We start from the raw sequence: 15,796 nt of genomic DNA, 5'->3' as shown, positions 1-15,796 counted from the left end.
GCCAGTCGCACGCATGGCCTGCTGCTCCGCCCCTAGAGCTGAATAGCAACTATTTTTGATCGCCTACCCCACGCCACGCTAGCGACTTACTGACTGCATCTTGCACTCGGTCAGCAACTGGAATTCCGCCAGTTGCGATAGACAATGCCGCCGCGACAATAAGGCTGATGCGGATGCTCGAACTAGCGCCACTAGATGCGATTTGCGGAATCATCGGCAATGCGAAGGCGAATGACGCCAGGACCGCACTTGGCCAAAGACGTTGCCAGATAGAGAACCATCTCCGGGGAACCGATATTTCTGGGGCGTTAGCCGTCAGCCCGCCCCAGTCCTTATCGACCCAGGCAACAAATGCTTGACAGAGCGATGCTTCAACTTTTGAGAATGTCGAGAAATCAAGAGCCATGGCAAGGGGGATTTTGTGAGACCTGATCACAGCCGCAAGCTTTGCCCCCTCGATGCGCACATGCGCGCGAACCTCCCGATCCTCCCTTGGGGTCAGATCCAAAAATGGAGACTTAAACTCGACCGCCCAAGCAATCGTCTCAATCTCTCGCAATATCGACCCGACATGCCTCTTATTCTTCCACAGGTTCCTTTGATTGGAGCGCGCAACCTTCCCAGCCACACGGAGAAGGCCAAGAATCACCACGTCAATATTCGCCTGCGGGAGCCGCCGGCGGGCCTTTCTGATTCTCCACCACCTAGGCAGAGCGAGAGGGATCTGCGCAAGAATCGCAGCGTCATAGAGGATAACGCCGACCTTGAAAATCGCAGGCACCGGCCTGGCGTCATGAGAGTGGGAAGTCAGCCCGAGAATCACCATAACCAAGGGCAGGCTAAATGGATAGCTTCGCCCTGCAAAGTGGGCCAGCAGTTGAGAAAATCGATTCCTTCCATTGCTGACGAAGTATGCCGCAGCGTGAGCCGAGAATAAAGCCGATACCAGAAATAGGACACTTGCAATCGCATAGGCGAACGACTGAGTGCCCACGCTCGAATGGAAGGCAAGAATCGTAAAAGCTGCCCCGGAAGCCAAGCCGCCGAATACTATATCAGGAACCGGTGGATGATTGTCGTAATGCAAGGCCGAACGAGCCGCCGCACGAAATAGGTGTCGCTCAATTCGAGGACGGTCCACGTGCGGGATTTCCTTCAGCGAGGAAAGGTCTATACGACACTGTTCCTTTCGCTTGGCCATGTCAAGTCTTAGACGTGCGGCAGACAGCACCCTACGCTCCACTCCCTGGGCTTCTACGCGATCCTCCCAGGCCTAGAAGTGGAGCGACAGGGATTTCCGGGAACTCGACAGAATCGGATGAAGCAGAGCAGGTCAGATAGCCGTTGCTAGGCGTTCTCTACCGGCCCGATGCGCGCACGGCCCACCCGGCCCCGGAGATATGACTATCAGTCAGGCGATCGCTACTGGGCCATTACCGATCGGATCAGCCCGACCTGACCAACCGCCATTCCAGGACTGCCCGACTCAAAACAGCAGGTCAATAGCCATGCTGGGACAGCGTTTACCGCCCCCGGTGACCCCTACCGCGCCATTCCCCCTCATGGAATCAACGCTCGCCCAACGCGAACAGGTCCTCGGCGACACCCACCCCCAGGCCTTGAACGGCTGCAAGAGCCCCGCCAGAGCGTTATCGGACCCCGGGGCGGCAAGCCCCGCCGGAGCAACTTCCGGGACGACTGGATCAAGGCCCGCACCGCCGCCGCGGGTCAGCGAGGAAACGCACTTCCACGACCTTCACCACACCGGGAACACCCTCGCCTCGCAGAACGGGGCCAGCACCCGGGAGCTCATGACCAGGATGGGTCACAGCAGCACCCGGGCAGCACTGATCTACCAGCGCATGACCAGCGACCGGGACTGGGCCATCGCCGGTCGGATGGGTGAGGCGCTCGGGCAGCAGGGGGCATCTGGCACGCGGGTGGCGCAGGAGGAGTAGGACCCCGGAAACGATCAAGGGCCAGTTCGGGAGAACGTTGCCTCCGAACTGGCCCTTCGCATGGGTGGGCGCGGACGGTTTCGAACCGCCGACATCTGCTTTGTAAGTTTTCCCCGGGCACGTCTCTGACATGCTGAAACATCCATTACGCCCAGGGTGACCTGCGAAAATAACACTCAGTGATGCTCATTAGCGGTCGTCATTTCTCGTCCTCATGTGTGCCAGATCCGTTCCGCTGGTGCCGCACGAGGCGGTGGGGGTGGTGGGCAAAGGATCCCTTCATCCGCCACCCCGCCGAGAGGCCGAGGTGCCAGCCGGATGGTCCCCAGCATTGCAGCCACATCGACGCCCGTGCCGGCTGAGGTGCAGTCGGGAGAGGTCCGAGCTGTACTACGACCTCTAAATCGGCTCGCATGGCCCGACAGTGAGAATCGACCAGATATAGCATCTGACCTGGGAAAACACTCCTCTTGATCTCTCGCTGGTACTCGTCCGTCCTCGTCGTCTTGTGCACCGGATGTGCACCGGATCCGAGATTCGATGACGGATAGTCAGCAACTGGGGTGGTCCGCCGATCCCGTCGCACCCACTACTGTGAGCGACGGGGCTTCCGGGTGCCGGGAAGCCAGCCCTTCGACCAGCAACACCTCGCCCGGTCGACGACATCGTCCCGACCGCCCAATCAAGGGCCGCGAGCCCTCACAGCGGCGCTTCGCCGGCGCCGATCGAACCGACCAGGGCGAGGGGGTGCCCTGTGGAACCTGTCCGCCCGATTGCGGGCCCCGGTTCAGCCATCGGCCGCCGTCCGCCCGACGGGTTCGCTGCGGTCGGACGACATCGTCGACGCCCTCTCTCCGAGCCCGGGCCTGTCGGCCGGGCCAACGCGGGCGTGCTCACCCCAGGGCCGGCGTTTCCGACGCCGCCGAGACCGATCCGCCTCACCGCCCCAGGCTCGAATGTCACCAGGGCCGCACCCCTGTAGGGCGATGACCCACGTCCTGCACGTCCTCACTCTGGCTACCGAGATCGGGCACAACGATCACACTGGCCAGCCTGGTCATGCGCTCGCCGACCACCTATGACCACTAGCCCTTCGCGTCATTCACCTAGCAGCAATTGCGCCCTCTCTTCTCGGAAGCCGAGCGACTCGACGGGCCTCAGGTCAGCCCAGCTAGCGTTTGCTCCGGAAGTGGCGGGCGGGGACGATGAGGAGGGAATGCTCTGCGGAGATCGGAGTACATCGTGATCATCCTTGGAATCATCCTGCTCATCGTCGGCTTCCTGACCAAGATCACAATCTTGTGGACCGTCGGAATCATTCTGGCCGTCATCGGAGCCATCCTGTTTGTCCTGGGATCGGTGGGGCACGCGGTTGGCGGGCGGCGCCACTACTGGTAGGCGCTCTGGCCAGTCCCCAGACCGATGGTGTTGCACGAATTCGAGCGATCGCCACTGGGCACGCGGTCGGGCCGGCATGGGCCCGCGATGTTCTCGGCCAGGAATATCCGGGCACAGCACATCCCCAGGGTCGGGGTTCAGGATCCGAATATTCGATGGCGTTGCAGTCCGGCTTGTCAACCAGACGCCCACGGCGGGTCGCAGCTCGCGTTGCCGGGCATCCGTACTGGCCGAGGGAGGTGTTCCCGTTCATAGTCGTCTTCCTGCTCGCACTCATCGCGTCCATCGTTCTTGGCATCATCGGTGTCGTCGTCCACGGGATGTTGTTCCTGCTCGCCATCGGTGTTCTTCTCCTCGTCGCTGACGGGGCGCTCCTCGCCGTGCGCTCGGCCTGGCGACGCTCAGGCCAGTGCCTGCCCCGCTGACGGAGGGAAGCAGTCCGCCGACCGTGATCGCCGATCGCCTCGCCGAAGGACGGACGGCGCCGAGAAGAGACGACGCCGAGGGGACGGCCAGATCGCCGCACAGGACGCCACCGGCAGCCGTGCGACGACCAATTGTCGACCCTTCGAGGCAGCCCCCACGGGCGTTTGGCCCGAATTGTCCGCGTTTTGACGCGGCGGCCAAGGGCAAGCGCACTTCAGGGGATCCAATGGGTGGGGTTCGTGGGCTACAAGCGGAGGACCCAATGACGACAGGAACCCTCGCCGTGATCATCGGTGCCGTCGTGGTCCTGCTGATCGTGTGCGCGCTGGTGGCACGGCTGGTCGTACGCCGCCGCCACTTGCGGGAGCGATTCGGGCCGGAGTACGACCGGGCCGTGGAGGCCAGGGTCGGCCGCCTGGCGGCCGACCGCGAGCTGCACGAGCGGGAGGAACGCCACGACGCGCTGGATATCAAGCCGCTGCCGCCGGCCGCCCGGGAACGGTACACCCAGGACTGGAACCGGGCGCAGGAACAGTTCGTCGACCGGCCCGACGACGCGGTCCACGAGGCGGACCGGCTCGTCACCACGCTCATGACCGAGCGTGGGTACCCGACCGAGGGGTACGAGCAGCAACTCAAGGACCTCTCCGTCGAACACGGGAACGTGCTGACGCACTTCCGGTCCGCCCACGAGGTCAACGACCGCAGCAGCCGCCACCAGGCGAGCACGGAGGAACTGCGGGGCGCGATGGTGCACTACCGCACCCTTTTCGAGGAACTGCTCCACAACGGCGACCAGCCGCGGGGCAGCCGTGCCTGAGCCCCGCGCCAACGATTCGAACCTGGCGGACCGAATCCGCCGCCGACCGGAACCGCTGAGACGGAAGTGAAGAGATGCACAGCCAACAGACACCCGAACCGAGCGAGGGCGGCCTGTCCACGCAGGACCTGGCCGGCGCCCGACAGGACACCGGCGACCAGGTCCAGGACCCCTGGGCGGATTCGCCACCGGCGTTCCCCGGGGAAGCCACCACCACCGAGCGAGAGGGCGGCGAACAGGAGTCCACGGGCGAAGACCGGGAGAAAGGCGACGCCCAGGCCTCCGAGCCCGCCGAAGATCCGGAAGCGGCCGAGGAGAGCGAACCCCTGCTGGGGGCGGAACAGGAGGAGTTCCGCTCCCGGTGGCAGAAGATCCAGAGCGAGTTCGTTGACGACCCGCGCAACGCCGTACACGCGGCCGACGCACTGGTCGCCGAAGCGATGCAGGCACTCGCCACCACCTTCTCCGCACACAAGCAGGATCTCGAAGGCCAGTGGCACCGCGGCGACGAGGTGCCGACCGAGGAACTGCGCATCGCACTCCGGCGCTACCGCTCGTTCTTCAACCGCCTGCTCAGCACCTGAGCAGCGCAGCAAAAGACACATGCCCTGCGGGCGCCTGCGCTGGTGCCCACCGCGGACGAGGGGATCCAGGCCCTGGCACGGCAGGCGGGGCCTGGAGCGGTCCCGATCTCGGCGGGCAGGAGAAGTGCCGGCTGCTCGCGGAGCCAGGCCTGGTGAAGGGAGTCATAGTGATTCAGGTAGGCGACATCCGGGAGTGGCGTACCCATGACGTCATTGACCCGGACGGGCACAAGATCGGCACCCTGGAGGCCATCTACGTGGACACCAGCACGGACGAGCCCGCCATGGCCACCGTCCAGATCGGCTTGCCCACCCGCCACCGCCTGGTCTTCGTCCCCCTCGACGGGGCAACCGTAGGGCCGGGCTACGTCAAGGTCGTCTACGGCAAGCCGCTGGTGAGGGACTGCCCCGCGATCGGCACCGACGACGTCCTGCCCGCCGAGGACGAGGAGGCCCTCTTCCGCCACTACGGCCTGGCCTACCGGACCGGCGCATCCGGTGAACGCCAGCTCGCCCGCCGCTGAGCACTCCGGCACTGCCCTACATGATCTTCTGCCGGATACTCGGCTGGTTGTCCTGGAGAGGAGGCCGCCATGAACGCGACCGAGCGATGGTGGCCGTGTCCAAACTGTGCGGGGAAGCCAAGCACACGAAGGTCCACTGGGAGGATCCGCAGCTGACATGGATCCGCGACGAAGAGACCGGCGAGACACTCCAGCTTCACAACTCGATGCATTTCCAGTGCGACAACTGCGGGAAGAATGGCCGCTTGGTGTACGCAGAGCGGTGACCCTCCGAAACTGTTCTGATCACATGTCGCGTCCGCCAGACGGGCCGGGCCATCGCCGGTATCGCCTGTCGGCTCCTCGTGTCGTGTGAGGGCGTCGGCCGGTCCTGCGGCCGCATCGTCCAGGAGCCGTTGGACGGCCCGGGAGCGGGCCGTAGGTCGTAGTCGGCGTCCGCTGCGGGCCCAACCACCGCAGGACGGCGAGGAAGCCGGAGCCGGCGACGGTGACGCGGGAGGTGTCCAGCGCGAGGCCGGTGTAGCCATCGGCGGCCGCCGAGGCGAGGGGCGCCCACAGCGGGCGGCGCTGAAGTGGTGCGGGAGTGGACGGCTATGGGGCAGGGCGCGGTGTCCGCGCCCTGGTCGTGCGTGGAAGGACCGGCCGGCGTCGGGAGGGCGCCGGGCAGTATCGGGGCGGTGGTTGAGGTGGTCACGTCCCCGTCAACGCTGCCCGGGGCGGGGCGGGCAACGAGCCACTCGGCCGTTTCACCCCATCTGACCAGCACAGATCCCCACGGGGCGGGGAGACGTGTTGAAATCCGGGTGAGGACAACACGGTGGACCGGCGCGGCGGCGGAGCGTGACGTGCCTGTGGCCGCCGCCAGGGTCACGGCGCCACCTGTGCGCGCTCGTTGCCGGGCGGGGGCGCAGACTGGAAGTGCACCGGCAATCGACCCGGGCCCACCTGGGCCGCAGGGAGGTATGTGATGGCTCTGTTCCTCCTAGTCGTCATCGTGGCGATCGTGCTGGGCATCGTCGGCGTCGTCGTCCACGGCCTGCTGTACCTACTCGCCATCGGCATTCTCCTCTTCGTCGCCGATGTGGTCTTCCTCGCCGTACGCTCGGCGCGCAGTCGGCGCGCCCTGCGGTGACCCACCCGGAAGCCGGGCCTCTCCGGCCCCGGCGGGTGAGGTACCGGCCACTGACGGCCACAACCGGTCAGCAGGCCGACCACACCCCACAGCCGACGGAGTGGTGGCGCGTGACGACCACGGTGCCGCCCTGCATGACCTGCCTTGTCACGATGGAGGTGCAGCATCCGGCGACGCGTGGCCCGGAGACCGTCGGCTGGGAAGCCGCAGGAAGTGCCGGATCGGGCGCTGCCGGGCACAGACCGATCTGTTCCAGGGACGTTGAGCCGGCGCGCGCGGGTGCGACGGCGGCTGCGTCTGGTGGGCGTCATCGCGCCAGCATGCCCGCGCGATGGCCGGAGCGGGCGTACCACGCCACAAACGATGCCGCCATCGGCGAGTGTGCGGCCGAACGGGGGGTCGGCCTCCCCACCGCAAGGCACCGTCGCAGGACGGAGACGGTGCCGCACTGTCGGACAGCTGGGTACCGTCGGCGCCCGCCGGCCAGCGCCCCGCCACGGCATCCGGCATGCCACGGCATCCGGCATGCCATCAGAGGGCCCCAGCGGCGCGCCGGGGCCAGCGGATCAACGCGTCCCACGCTGGGTCGCGCTCACCCGGTACGGCGCGCCCGATCGAGCATCAGACGGCGGCCGGCGTGCGATAGATCGGCACGCCGCGCGCCTGCGCCGTGTCGACCCCGGGAGCCGCAAGGAGCTGACTCGGCATCGCCCGGGCGCGGTGCAGCACTGGATCCCCAGCCAGCGGGCCGCACCAGTACGTCGGCTGCCAGCCGCCTCGCCGCCGTGCTGGTGGACATCATCGACCAGCACGCGCGGTACCTGTGCCGGAGGATGTCAGGGGCGGTCGTCGTGGTGGCCGCAAATCCAGGCGAGTGCCCGGTAAGCACCCAGGGCGTAGCCAGCGTCGGCGCCATGCCGGCCGGTGTCGCGAACGCATACGGCGGCGGCCTGGCATTCGGCGAGCAGTTGCGCGCGACAGGGGCCGGCGGCACCAAGCGGGGCAGTGGCGGTAACCGGTGCCTCGGTCTGGGCGCCAGCTGCCCATCGATAGGCTTCGAGCACGCCGTGCTCGAAGCCGCTCCACGGCCGGGGACGGCCGCCAGCCACAACGATCGCCTCGAACACCTGCTCCAGCCCGCGGACCCCGATAGCGGGGATCATCGTCTCGTCGCTGGTCATGCCAAAACGCTACGCCCACGCCTCACTGACCGCCGCCGGGAGAAACCGGAGACGCGCCCGGCAGCCACCGCAGTCACCGGGGCACGCCACCGAAAGCCCTGCCAGGGCCACCGCAGCGATCGGCATGCTGCGCCCACGACGCACACTGGGGTAGCAGACACTGCTGCCTTCGGATGCATCCGCCGCCCGGTACGACCGCGATCGTCCCCGCCATCGCGAGGGGCAGTCCACGATGGCACATGCGCAGGAACGAGAACACCGTCATGACACCAGCCCCCCGGTATCTGCTCACATTCCCCGGCACCACCGGCACCCACGCACCACAGCGCCAGGTGATCGTCACCGCCACCCACACAAGGGGGCCCGGCGGACACGAGATCTACACCGACGAGACTAGCCGCCTACGCGTCGAGATCAACGAACACGGCTGCGCCCGGCTCCTGACCAGCGGGCCAGGTACCAACGGTCCGTTGCACGCCGCTGCTCTGGCCTGAGCCGCGTGCGCGGGGCCGCAGCCAATGCGGCACTAGCTGGGACGCCTGGCCCAGCCTCTGGCGGGCAGGGGCTTCCCAGCAGGTGGGAGCGGGCAGGAGCAGTGTCTGCACGCCTAGCCGCTGCCCTGATTCGCCCCTCAGGGCTCGTTTCCAGGGCGGGCTACGGCGTCGGTGGCTCCGGGCTGCCGTGCTCCTCCAGCACGTCGAGCACCTCCCGCAGGGCCAGCTCCACGTCCGAGGTGCCGGGGCCGGTGGCCCGCGCGTAGCGGAACACTCCGCGCCAGAACAGCGCCCGAACCGTCCACTCGGACAGCGACAGCACCAGCGCCTCGTCCGCCCCTCGTCTCACGTCCCACCCGAACATCCGGGCCGCGGCGTCCAGGTAGAAGGCGTCGTTGCTCAGGGGGAGTTCGCGCTCTGACATAGCCATGATGCTCGCCGCCCGGCGCCCGGAACGCCACCCGGTGAAGGGCTGTTCCGCTGACCGGGCACAGTCTGTGCGCTTCGCCCAGCCGGGTGCCTGTGCAAGCGTCGGGCCCGGGCACGCCGATGGGCCACGGGCCGCCCTGCGGCCGGCGTGCCGCCTCACGTGGCGACAGCCGAAGCGGTGAGCAGGCACAGGCGTCAGTGACCGGGCCTGTCCTGGTCCTGTGGGGTGCCGGGTGGTGGTGTGCGGGTGTCGCGGGGTACGGGATGGGGCCCGTCCTCGGGTGGGCGGCCGACTGCGACGGCTCGTCCGCGTTCCAGTTCGACGTTGAACTCCAGGCCCAGCAGGATCGCGACGTTGGAGACCCAGAGCCAGAGGAGGAAGAGGATCACGGCGCCGATGCTGCCGTAGGTGCTGTTGAGGCTGCTGAAGTTGGCGACGTAGAGGGCGAACGCGCCGGATGCGAGGACCCAGAGCACGACGGCGACCAGGCTTCCGGGGAGGATCCAGCGCAGCTTGGGTCGTTCGGTGCTGGGGGCGGCCCAGTAGAGCAGGGTGACCATCGCGATGACGATGATGACGAGGACGGGCCATTTGGCGATGCCCCATACCTGTACGGCGTTCTCGCTGACTCCGAGGATCTTCCCCGTCCTGGTGGCCAGTGCGCCGGTGAAGACGACACCGGTGGCGGTCAGGGCGAGGAGCACGATGATGACGACGGTCAGGGCGAGACGGGTGGGCAGGGTCTTCCAGAGCGGTCGGTCCTCGTCGGTGCCGTGGACGCGGTTGGCGGCGCGCATGAACGCGGCGGTGTAGCCGGAGGCGGACCACAGGGCCAGGACGATCCCGATGGTCAGCGCGATGCCCGCCCGGCTCTGGTCCGCCTGGAGTTGCTGCACCACGGTGGTGAGGATCTGGCGGACGGAGCCGGGGCCGAGGTCGCGGAGGCGGTCGAGCAGCGGCGTGGTGGCGGAGCTGCCGGCCAGTCCCAGGATCGACACCAGCGCGAGGAGAGCGGGGAAGATCGCCAGCAGGCCGTAGTAGGTGAGCGCGGCCGCCGCGTCGCTGAGGCTGTCGGCCTTGAACTGCTTGGTGGTGCGTTTCAGGACGCCCCACCAGGATCTCCTGGACAGGTCGGTCGGGCTCTCGGTGGGACCGGCGCCGCCGGTGGCGGGCCCGGCCCCGTCGCCCGTGCCGGTATGCCGGTGTTCGTTCTCGTGTCGTGACATGGGTGCCAACCCGGCGTGTGGGGTGTCTGTTCCGGGGGTCTCAGTCCTTGAGCACCTGGTAGATGCCGTAGATGACTCCGGGCACGTGGCCGCAGAGCTGGAGGAGGAAGGCCCAGAGCACCTTCATGCTCGGCCCGTCCTTGATCAGCACTGCCAGGAAGGGCAGGACCAGGCACAACAGCACCAGAAGGACCTTGCCCATGATCATCCCTCGTTCCGAAGGTGCGGTGGCCGAGGCACGGTGACCCGCCTCTTCATGGTCTCACCGTCGGCCGCCCGGCGGGCAGTCGGCCGAACTCGACCGGCGGGTACGCGTAGGCGGCCCCGGACTGCGGGCCGCCCGGCCGGACGCTCGACTCCTGCTCGGTCCGGCGTCATCTCCTCGAAGCGCTGTGGGACACCGCCCGCTTCCGTACGGGAGCGGGCGGCCTGCCCGGAGGGTCCGGTTCCCGGGGGCCCGATCGTGACTCGTTTGACTGCGTGACCAGCGGGAATCAGACCGCTTGGAGGGGCCTTGCAAGGCTGGAGGTCGCCATGATTGTTCTCGGAGTGATTCTGCTCGTCGTCGGGTTCGTCGCCAAGATCGCCATCCTGTGGACCATCGGAATCATCGTGGCCGTTATCGGACTGATCCTTTTGCTCCTGGGGTCGGTGGGCCACGCGGTCGGCGGACGGCGGCACTACTGGTAGGCGTCCGGCGCGTACGCGGTGGTCCGGTGACAGCGCGCCCGCGCAGGGGATCGTCGGCGCGACTGCCCTGTTCGGGCTGATCCTCCTCACGCCGCATCGCTCGGAAGAACAGCCCACCCCACGATGACCGCCGCCAGCAGGCGGTCGACGGCCACCACGCAAGGCTCCACCTGTTCGGGCACCGGGCCACCCACCGGCAAGCCCCCACCATCCCGCGCAGACTGCCGTCCGGCCCCGCCCGGCAGTTCGACTCACGAAAGGCGGCTCGCCATGAGCATCACCAAGAAGATCGCGCACAAGGCAGAAGCGGTCAAGGGCGGAGTCAAGAAGAAGGTCGGTCGCGTCACCGGCAGTCACCGACTCCAGGCCGAGGGCAGGGGCGACCAGGTCAAGGGCAACACCAAGCAGGCCGGGGCGAAGATCAAGGACGCTTTCAAACACTGACCACACGCCACCGGGAGACCATCCGCAAGCCCGTGACCTGCTGAGGTCCCCACCAGGAGGGTGGCGCCTGCGCTGGGGTGCGGCATGCCTCTAACCCCGCGCTGAGCGCCGCCGCCCGGAGGCCGCCGCCGACCACGTGACCCACGGACCCAGCAGCTCCGGACCAGTCCGATGACGGCCAGGACGCAATCACTTCGAGGGCAAACGGGTGGACCTCGCACACGGGGCGTTCGGCGGGCGCCGCTCCGGGCGGCATGCCGCCTACCGTGGACAACAGGCGTGTTCCCCGGAGTTCGGCCTGTGCGCTGGCCGTGCGTGGACGAGACGGCGAAGGAGTCCGCGATGGCCACTTCGAAGCAGCCCGGGGCCTCTCCAGGGCCGCCGGCGGCTCAGGGCCCCTGCGACTACGACGGAACGTCACCCTTCCCCCGGGATGAGCAGGCAGTCGGGCCGGGGGCGCCGAGGTGGTGGCAGTTGGCGCCGGTCGCGGTGATCGTGGCGTTCCCGTTCCTGGCGCTGGCCCTCGCGGGATGGGTGCTGTGGGGACGCCTGATCGGACCGGCGGACGTGACGCTCGCCTTGATCCTGTACGTCGTCACCGGACTGGGCGTGACGGTGGGCTTCCACCGTGGCCTGGCCCATCGTGGTTTCACCCCCCGTCCCGGCGTGGGTGTGGCGCTGGCGGTGGCGGGGTCGATGAGCTTCCAAGGGGATGTGATCGCGTGGGTGGCCACCCACCGCCGCCACCACGCGTTCACCGACCGCCCCGGGGACCCGCACTCGCCGTTTCGCTACGGCACCGGCCTGCGCGGCCAACTGCGCGGCCTGGCCCACGCCCACGTGGGCTGGCTGTTCGCCGGCACGGTCACCGCAGCCGAGCGCTACGCCCCCGACTTGCTCGTGGACCGGCGCATGCGCGCCGTCTCGCGCGCTTTCCCCGCGCTCTGCGCCGTCTCGCTCGCGCTGCCCTTCGGCACGGGCTGGCTGATCGGCGCGACCCTGCACGACGCGCTGACCGCCCTGCTGTGGGGCGGGCTGGTGCGCGTCGCTCTCCTCCAGCACGTGACGTGGAGCGTCAACTCCCTGTGCCACATGATCGGGAACCGGCCGTTCCGAACCCGCCGCTACGACCGCGCGACCAACCTGTGGCCCCTCGCCCTGCTGTCCTTCGGAGAGAGCTGGCACAACACGCACCACGCGAACCCCACCTGCGCGCGCCACGGTGTCGACCGCCGTCAGCTCGACCCCTCCGCCGCCGCCATCCGCCTGCTGGAACGCGCCGGCTGGATCACCGACGTGCACTGGCCCGTCGCCTCCCGCCTGCACACCCGGCGACACTGAGCCGTACAGGCCCCCGGCCCCCTTTGCGGACACGCGCCGCGGGATGGTCACCACGGGGGCCGGTTCGCCAGGTCACAGGCCACCGCACCACCCCGGCCACCTACGACGGATCCGCAGGACGCGCGGAGAACTCGCACAGATCCCCCGGACGGCCACATCGAGCTCGTGTAGCTGAGCAGGACCGGCGCGCAGGCATCCCGAACAACGACGCCCACGGCTGATGCGCCCTCTGACGCCTACACCCCCAAGCCCGGGCCCGGCCGTAGGTCGCTGAAGAAGATCGAGACGTGCCCGGGAAACAACGTGGAGAGCACGGGTGATCGGGGTGAGGATCGGGGGCGTGCATAGCTGCGACCTGGACGCACAGGCCCTCAGCGCTTACACACCGGTCTGCCGGAGCGGTCACTCCGGCAGACAGACGGGTGAGGACGGGATCAGCGTGCCGTGGCCGGGAAGCGTTCCCAGACCCGGTGTGTGCCGAGTTGCTCCGCCAGTGCCGCAACGGCGTCGGCGCCGTCGGTTTCGCTGAACACACCGGGTGCCTGCGGGTCGACTCCTGCCGCCGCCCACAGGGCGCGGGCGTCCACCAGGCCGGCGATCGGCTTGGCGTGCCGGTAGGCCTCGTTGACCAGCAGGGCGACGCGGGAGTCCAGCGTGGGCCGATTGGCTGCGACGGCACCGGACTTGGCGTCCCGGACCCCGCGGTCGTCGGCGCCCGGCGCGGGTGCGGCAGCCACCAGGAGGGCGTCGAACTCGACGGACCGGGCGGCGGCGAAGGTCCGCTGCACGGCGAGGTCGTCGGACAGCGGCGCTCCGGTGGGCGCGATGACCAGCGGCAGCAGTCCCGCGCTCAGGGCGGCTTCACGGATCCCGCGCACCGCGCCGACGTCGCTGCCGGGGTCGGCGACGATGCCGAGGACGCGGCCGGTGGCCGGCCACCGCTGCCCGAGCTGGGACAGGGCGGGGCTGGGGGCGATGTCGGCGCGGCCCGTGGTGGCGGCCTGGGGGGCGGGCAGGCCCAGCCCGGCGGCGACCTCCTGGCAGAGCGTGTCGTCGATCTGCGCCAGGACGGTCAGGACCCGTTCCTTGATCGCCTGTTCGTAGACCTTGGAGAGTTCGAAGGTGTAGGCGGCGATGACGTGTTCGCGCTCCACCGGGCTCAGGCTGAGCCAGAACAGGCGGGGCTGGCTGAAGTGGTCGGCGAACGAGGCGGGCGCCGCCCGGACCTTGGCCGAGGCCGCGACGGGGGTGGGGAACTCGACGAAGGCGTGGTCGTCCGGGCCGGCGAAGAACGGGCAGCCGCCGTCCAGCGAGTTCGGCTTGTACGGGGCGACGCCGCTGTGGACGGCGTCCTGGTGGAAGCCGTCGCGCAGCATGTCGTTGACGGGGGCGTGGGTGCGGTTGATCGGGATCTGGGCGAAGTTCGGGCCTCCCAGGCGCGTGATCTGGGTGTCGAGGTAGGAGAAGAGCCGCCCGGCCAGCAGCGGGTCGTCGGTGATGTCGATGCCCGGGACGAGGTGGCCGGGGTGGAAGGCGACCTGTTCGGTCTCCGCGAAGTAGTTGACCGGGTTGGCGTTCAGCGTCAGCAGCCCGATCGGCTGCACCGGGGCGAGTTCCTCCGGGACGATCTTGGTGGGGTCGAGCAGGTCGATCCCCTGGAACATCTGCTCGGGGGTGTCGGGGAAGGCCTGGATGCCGAGTTCCCACTGCGGGAAGTTCCCGGCCTCGATGGCGTCGGCCAGGTCGCGCCGGTGGAAGTCCGGGTCCATGCCGCCGATCAGCTGCGCCTCCTCCCACACCAGGGAGTGCACGCCCGCCTTCGGCTTCCAGTGGAACTTCACCAGTGTCGCGGCGCCCTCGGCGTTGACCAGGCGGAAGGTGTGGATTCCGAAGCCCTCCATCATCCGGAAGGAGCGCGGGATGGCCCGGTCGGACATGTTCCAGATGGTGTGGTGCGTGGCCTCGGTGTGCAGCGAGACGAAGTCCCAGAAGGTGTCGTGGGCGGACTGCGCTTGCGGGATCTCGCGGTCCGGGTGGGGCTTGCCGGCGTGGATCACGTCGGGGAACTTGATGGCGTCCTGGATGAAGAACACCGGGATGTTGTTGCCGACCAGGTCGAAGACGCCCTCTGTGGTGTAGAACTTCGTCGCGAAGCCCCGGGTGTCGCGGACGGTGTCGGCCGAGCCGCGCGAGCCCAGCACGGTGGAGAAACGGACGAACAGCGGCGTCTCCACACCCTCCTTCAGGAACGCGGCCTTCGAGACGGCGGAGGCGGTGCCGTAGCCGCGGAACACGCCGTGAGCCGCAGCGCCGCGGGCATGCACGACCCGCTCCGGGATCCGCTCGTGGTCGAAGTGGGTGATCTTCTCGCGCAGGTGGTGGTCCTGGAGCAGGACCGGTCCGCGCGGACCGGCCTTCAGCGAGTGATCCGAGTCCGGGAGCCGCGCGCCCTGTGCGGTGGTCAGGTATCCGCCGCTCTGCGACCGCACGTCCGCGGGCGCGCCGGTGTCACGGCCGGTGGGCGACAGCGGCAGGGGCGCCTGCTGGTCCGGCTTCGGGGGCAGCGGAGCCCTCGGCTCGGTGGGCTCCGCCACCTGCGGCGGTCTGCTGCCGGGCGCACCGGGCACTCTGCCCGACGGCTGTCTGTCGTCGTGCACGGTCTCTGCGACGGCGTCGACGATCTTCTTCACGGGGCCCGTCCTGTCGTCCATCTGTCCTCCAGCGTTGGCGTCGAGCCCGCAGGGCCCGATCGGCCGGACCGGCGCCCACAGGCGTACTGGTGCTGTACGAACGACTATCCCGACGGGCGGCGCCCTGCCCGGCACGACACACCCGGCCCCGGCGAAGTACGGTCCGGCTTCGGCACCTTCGCCACCCACCATCTCCCGCTCAGCGACGCGCCGACAGCGTACGAGATGTTCCAGAAGAAGCAGCACGGTGCTGTGAAGGTGCCACGTCCGCGCCGGAGCCGCCAGCCACCGCCTCGAATCCCCCGGCAACATCCTGCAGCACGGGCGAGGCCCGCACCCGGCGGGTCCTGGCCAGCTGCCACTCCCACGGACCTGGGGGGGTCGTGGCCGGCGGGGGACGAAAAAAGGGGGGGGAGAAGAGGGGGGAGGGAGCGGGGTGGCAGGCGGAGGACCAGCAA

At 68.5% G+C, this 15,796-nt stretch carries 17 protein-coding genes; 11 read left to right on the top strand and 6 right to left on the bottom strand.

What is annotated here, in order from left to right:
* Positions 1-49: 49 nt before the first annotated feature.
* Entirely contained in the window at positions 50-1,201 is a 1,152-nt protein-coding gene (locus ACFVX9_RS04180; RefSeq protein WP_380480117.1) for a hypothetical protein, read from the bottom strand.
* 610 nt (positions 1,202-1,811) lie between these two features.
* Here ACFVX9_RS04180 and ACFVX9_RS04175 point away from each other — a divergent pair.
* From ACFVX9_RS04175 to ACFVX9_RS04145, 7 genes are all read left to right on the top strand, one after another.
* Positions 1,812-1,958, top strand: coding sequence for an integrase (locus tag ACFVX9_RS04175; RefSeq protein ID WP_380480115.1), 147 nt, complete (start codon positions 1,812-1,814; stop codon positions 1,956-1,958).
* A 1,242-nt stretch (positions 1,959-3,200) separates the two neighbouring features.
* Positions 3,201-3,356, top strand: a complete 156-nt coding sequence (locus tag ACFVX9_RS04170) for a DUF6131 family protein (RefSeq protein ID WP_371520432.1) — start codon at positions 3,201-3,203, stop codon at positions 3,354-3,356.
* Positions 3,357-3,595: 239 nt separating this feature from the next.
* Entirely contained in the window at positions 3,596-3,781 is a 186-nt protein-coding gene (locus ACFVX9_RS04165; RefSeq protein ID WP_380375109.1) for a hypothetical protein, read from the top strand.
* A gap of 263 nt (positions 3,782-4,044) precedes the next feature.
* Positions 4,045-4,602, top strand: a complete 558-nt coding sequence (locus ACFVX9_RS04160; protein WP_380375108.1) for a hypothetical protein — start codon at positions 4,045-4,047, stop codon at positions 4,600-4,602.
* Between the two features lie 74 nt (positions 4,603-4,676).
* The gene (locus tag ACFVX9_RS04155) at positions 4,677-5,186 is read left to right on the top strand and encodes a hypothetical protein (protein WP_380375106.1); all 510 of its coding nucleotides are present in this window, start codon (positions 4,677-4,679) and stop codon (positions 5,184-5,186) included.
* A gap of 167 nt (positions 5,187-5,353) precedes the next feature.
* A complete protein-coding gene (locus ACFVX9_RS04150; protein ID WP_380375105.1) occupies positions 5,354-5,710 on the top strand; it encodes a PRC-barrel domain-containing protein in 357 nt (118 codons plus the stop codon).
* Positions 5,711-6,677: 967 nt separating this feature from the next.
* The gene (locus ACFVX9_RS04145) at positions 6,678-6,842 is read left to right on the top strand and encodes a hypothetical protein (protein WP_380375103.1); all 165 of its coding nucleotides are present in this window, start codon (positions 6,678-6,680) and stop codon (positions 6,840-6,842) included.
* An 836-nt stretch (positions 6,843-7,678) separates the two neighbouring features.
* On the opposite strand, the gene ACFVX9_RS04140 is transcribed toward ACFVX9_RS04145, so the two are convergent.
* Positions 7,679-8,023, bottom strand: a complete 345-nt coding sequence (locus ACFVX9_RS04140; RefSeq protein ID WP_380375101.1) for a hypothetical protein — start codon at positions 8,021-8,023, stop codon at positions 7,679-7,681.
* Positions 8,024-8,286: 263 nt separating this feature from the next.
* Between ACFVX9_RS04140 and ACFVX9_RS04135 the strand changes: the two genes are divergently transcribed.
* Positions 8,287-8,517 (top strand): DUF6296 family protein, encoded by a 231-nt coding sequence (locus ACFVX9_RS04135; protein ID WP_387980316.1) that lies wholly within the window; start codon positions 8,287-8,289, stop codon positions 8,515-8,517.
* A gap of 160 nt (positions 8,518-8,677) precedes the next feature.
* Here the strand turns inward: ACFVX9_RS04135 and ACFVX9_RS04130 are convergent, their stop codons facing one another.
* The 3 genes from ACFVX9_RS04130 to ACFVX9_RS04120 all read right to left on the bottom strand — a co-directional run bounded on the left by ACFVX9_RS04130 (position 8,678) and on the right by ACFVX9_RS04120 (position 10,375).
* The gene (locus tag ACFVX9_RS04130) at positions 8,678-8,941 is read right to left on the bottom strand and encodes a hypothetical protein (RefSeq protein WP_387980314.1); all 264 of its coding nucleotides are present in this window, start codon (positions 8,939-8,941) and stop codon (positions 8,678-8,680) included.
* A gap of 200 nt (positions 8,942-9,141) precedes the next feature.
* Positions 9,142-10,173 (bottom strand): YihY/virulence factor BrkB family protein, encoded by a 1,032-nt coding sequence (locus tag ACFVX9_RS04125; RefSeq protein ID WP_387980312.1) that lies wholly within the window; start codon positions 10,171-10,173, stop codon positions 9,142-9,144.
* 40 nt (positions 10,174-10,213) lie between these two features.
* Positions 10,214-10,375: a YqaE/Pmp3 family membrane protein gene (locus ACFVX9_RS04120; protein ID WP_380375096.1), complete on the bottom strand. Its 162-nt coding sequence runs from the start codon at positions 10,373-10,375 to the stop codon at positions 10,214-10,216.
* A gap of 332 nt (positions 10,376-10,707) precedes the next feature.
* Between ACFVX9_RS04120 and ACFVX9_RS04115 the strand changes: the two genes are divergently transcribed.
* From ACFVX9_RS04115 to ACFVX9_RS04105, 3 genes are all read left to right on the top strand, one after another.
* The gene (locus ACFVX9_RS04115; RefSeq protein ID WP_371520451.1) at positions 10,708-10,863 is read left to right on the top strand and encodes a DUF6131 family protein; all 156 of its coding nucleotides are present in this window, start codon (positions 10,708-10,710) and stop codon (positions 10,861-10,863) included.
* A 270-nt stretch (positions 10,864-11,133) separates the two neighbouring features.
* Entirely contained in the window at positions 11,134-11,307 is a 174-nt protein-coding gene (locus ACFVX9_RS04110; protein WP_371520454.1) for a CsbD family protein, read from the top strand.
* A 342-nt stretch (positions 11,308-11,649) separates the two neighbouring features.
* On the top strand, positions 11,650-12,648 hold the full coding sequence (locus ACFVX9_RS04105; RefSeq protein WP_387980309.1) for an acyl-CoA desaturase: 999 nt from the start codon (positions 11,650-11,652) through the stop codon (positions 12,646-12,648).
* Between the two features lie 434 nt (positions 12,649-13,082).
* Here ACFVX9_RS04105 and ACFVX9_RS04100 read toward each other — a convergent pair whose 3' ends face one another.
* Positions 13,083-15,359 carry a catalase gene (locus tag ACFVX9_RS04100; protein ID WP_387980307.1) on the bottom strand — a complete coding sequence of 759 codons (2,277 nt, stop codon included), beginning with the start codon at positions 15,357-15,359 and terminating at the stop codon, positions 13,083-13,085.
* Positions 15,360-15,796 lie beyond the last annotated feature (437 nt).

Origin of the sequence: Kitasatospora sp. NPDC058243 (genome assembly GCF_042882025.1) — a bacterium.
In the GTDB taxonomy this organism is placed as follows: domain Bacteria; phylum Actinomycetota; class Actinomycetes; order Streptomycetales; family Streptomycetaceae; genus Kitasatospora.
Note: the sequence above shows the minus strand (reverse complement) of the source record. Positions and strands in the feature narration are given on the sequence as shown.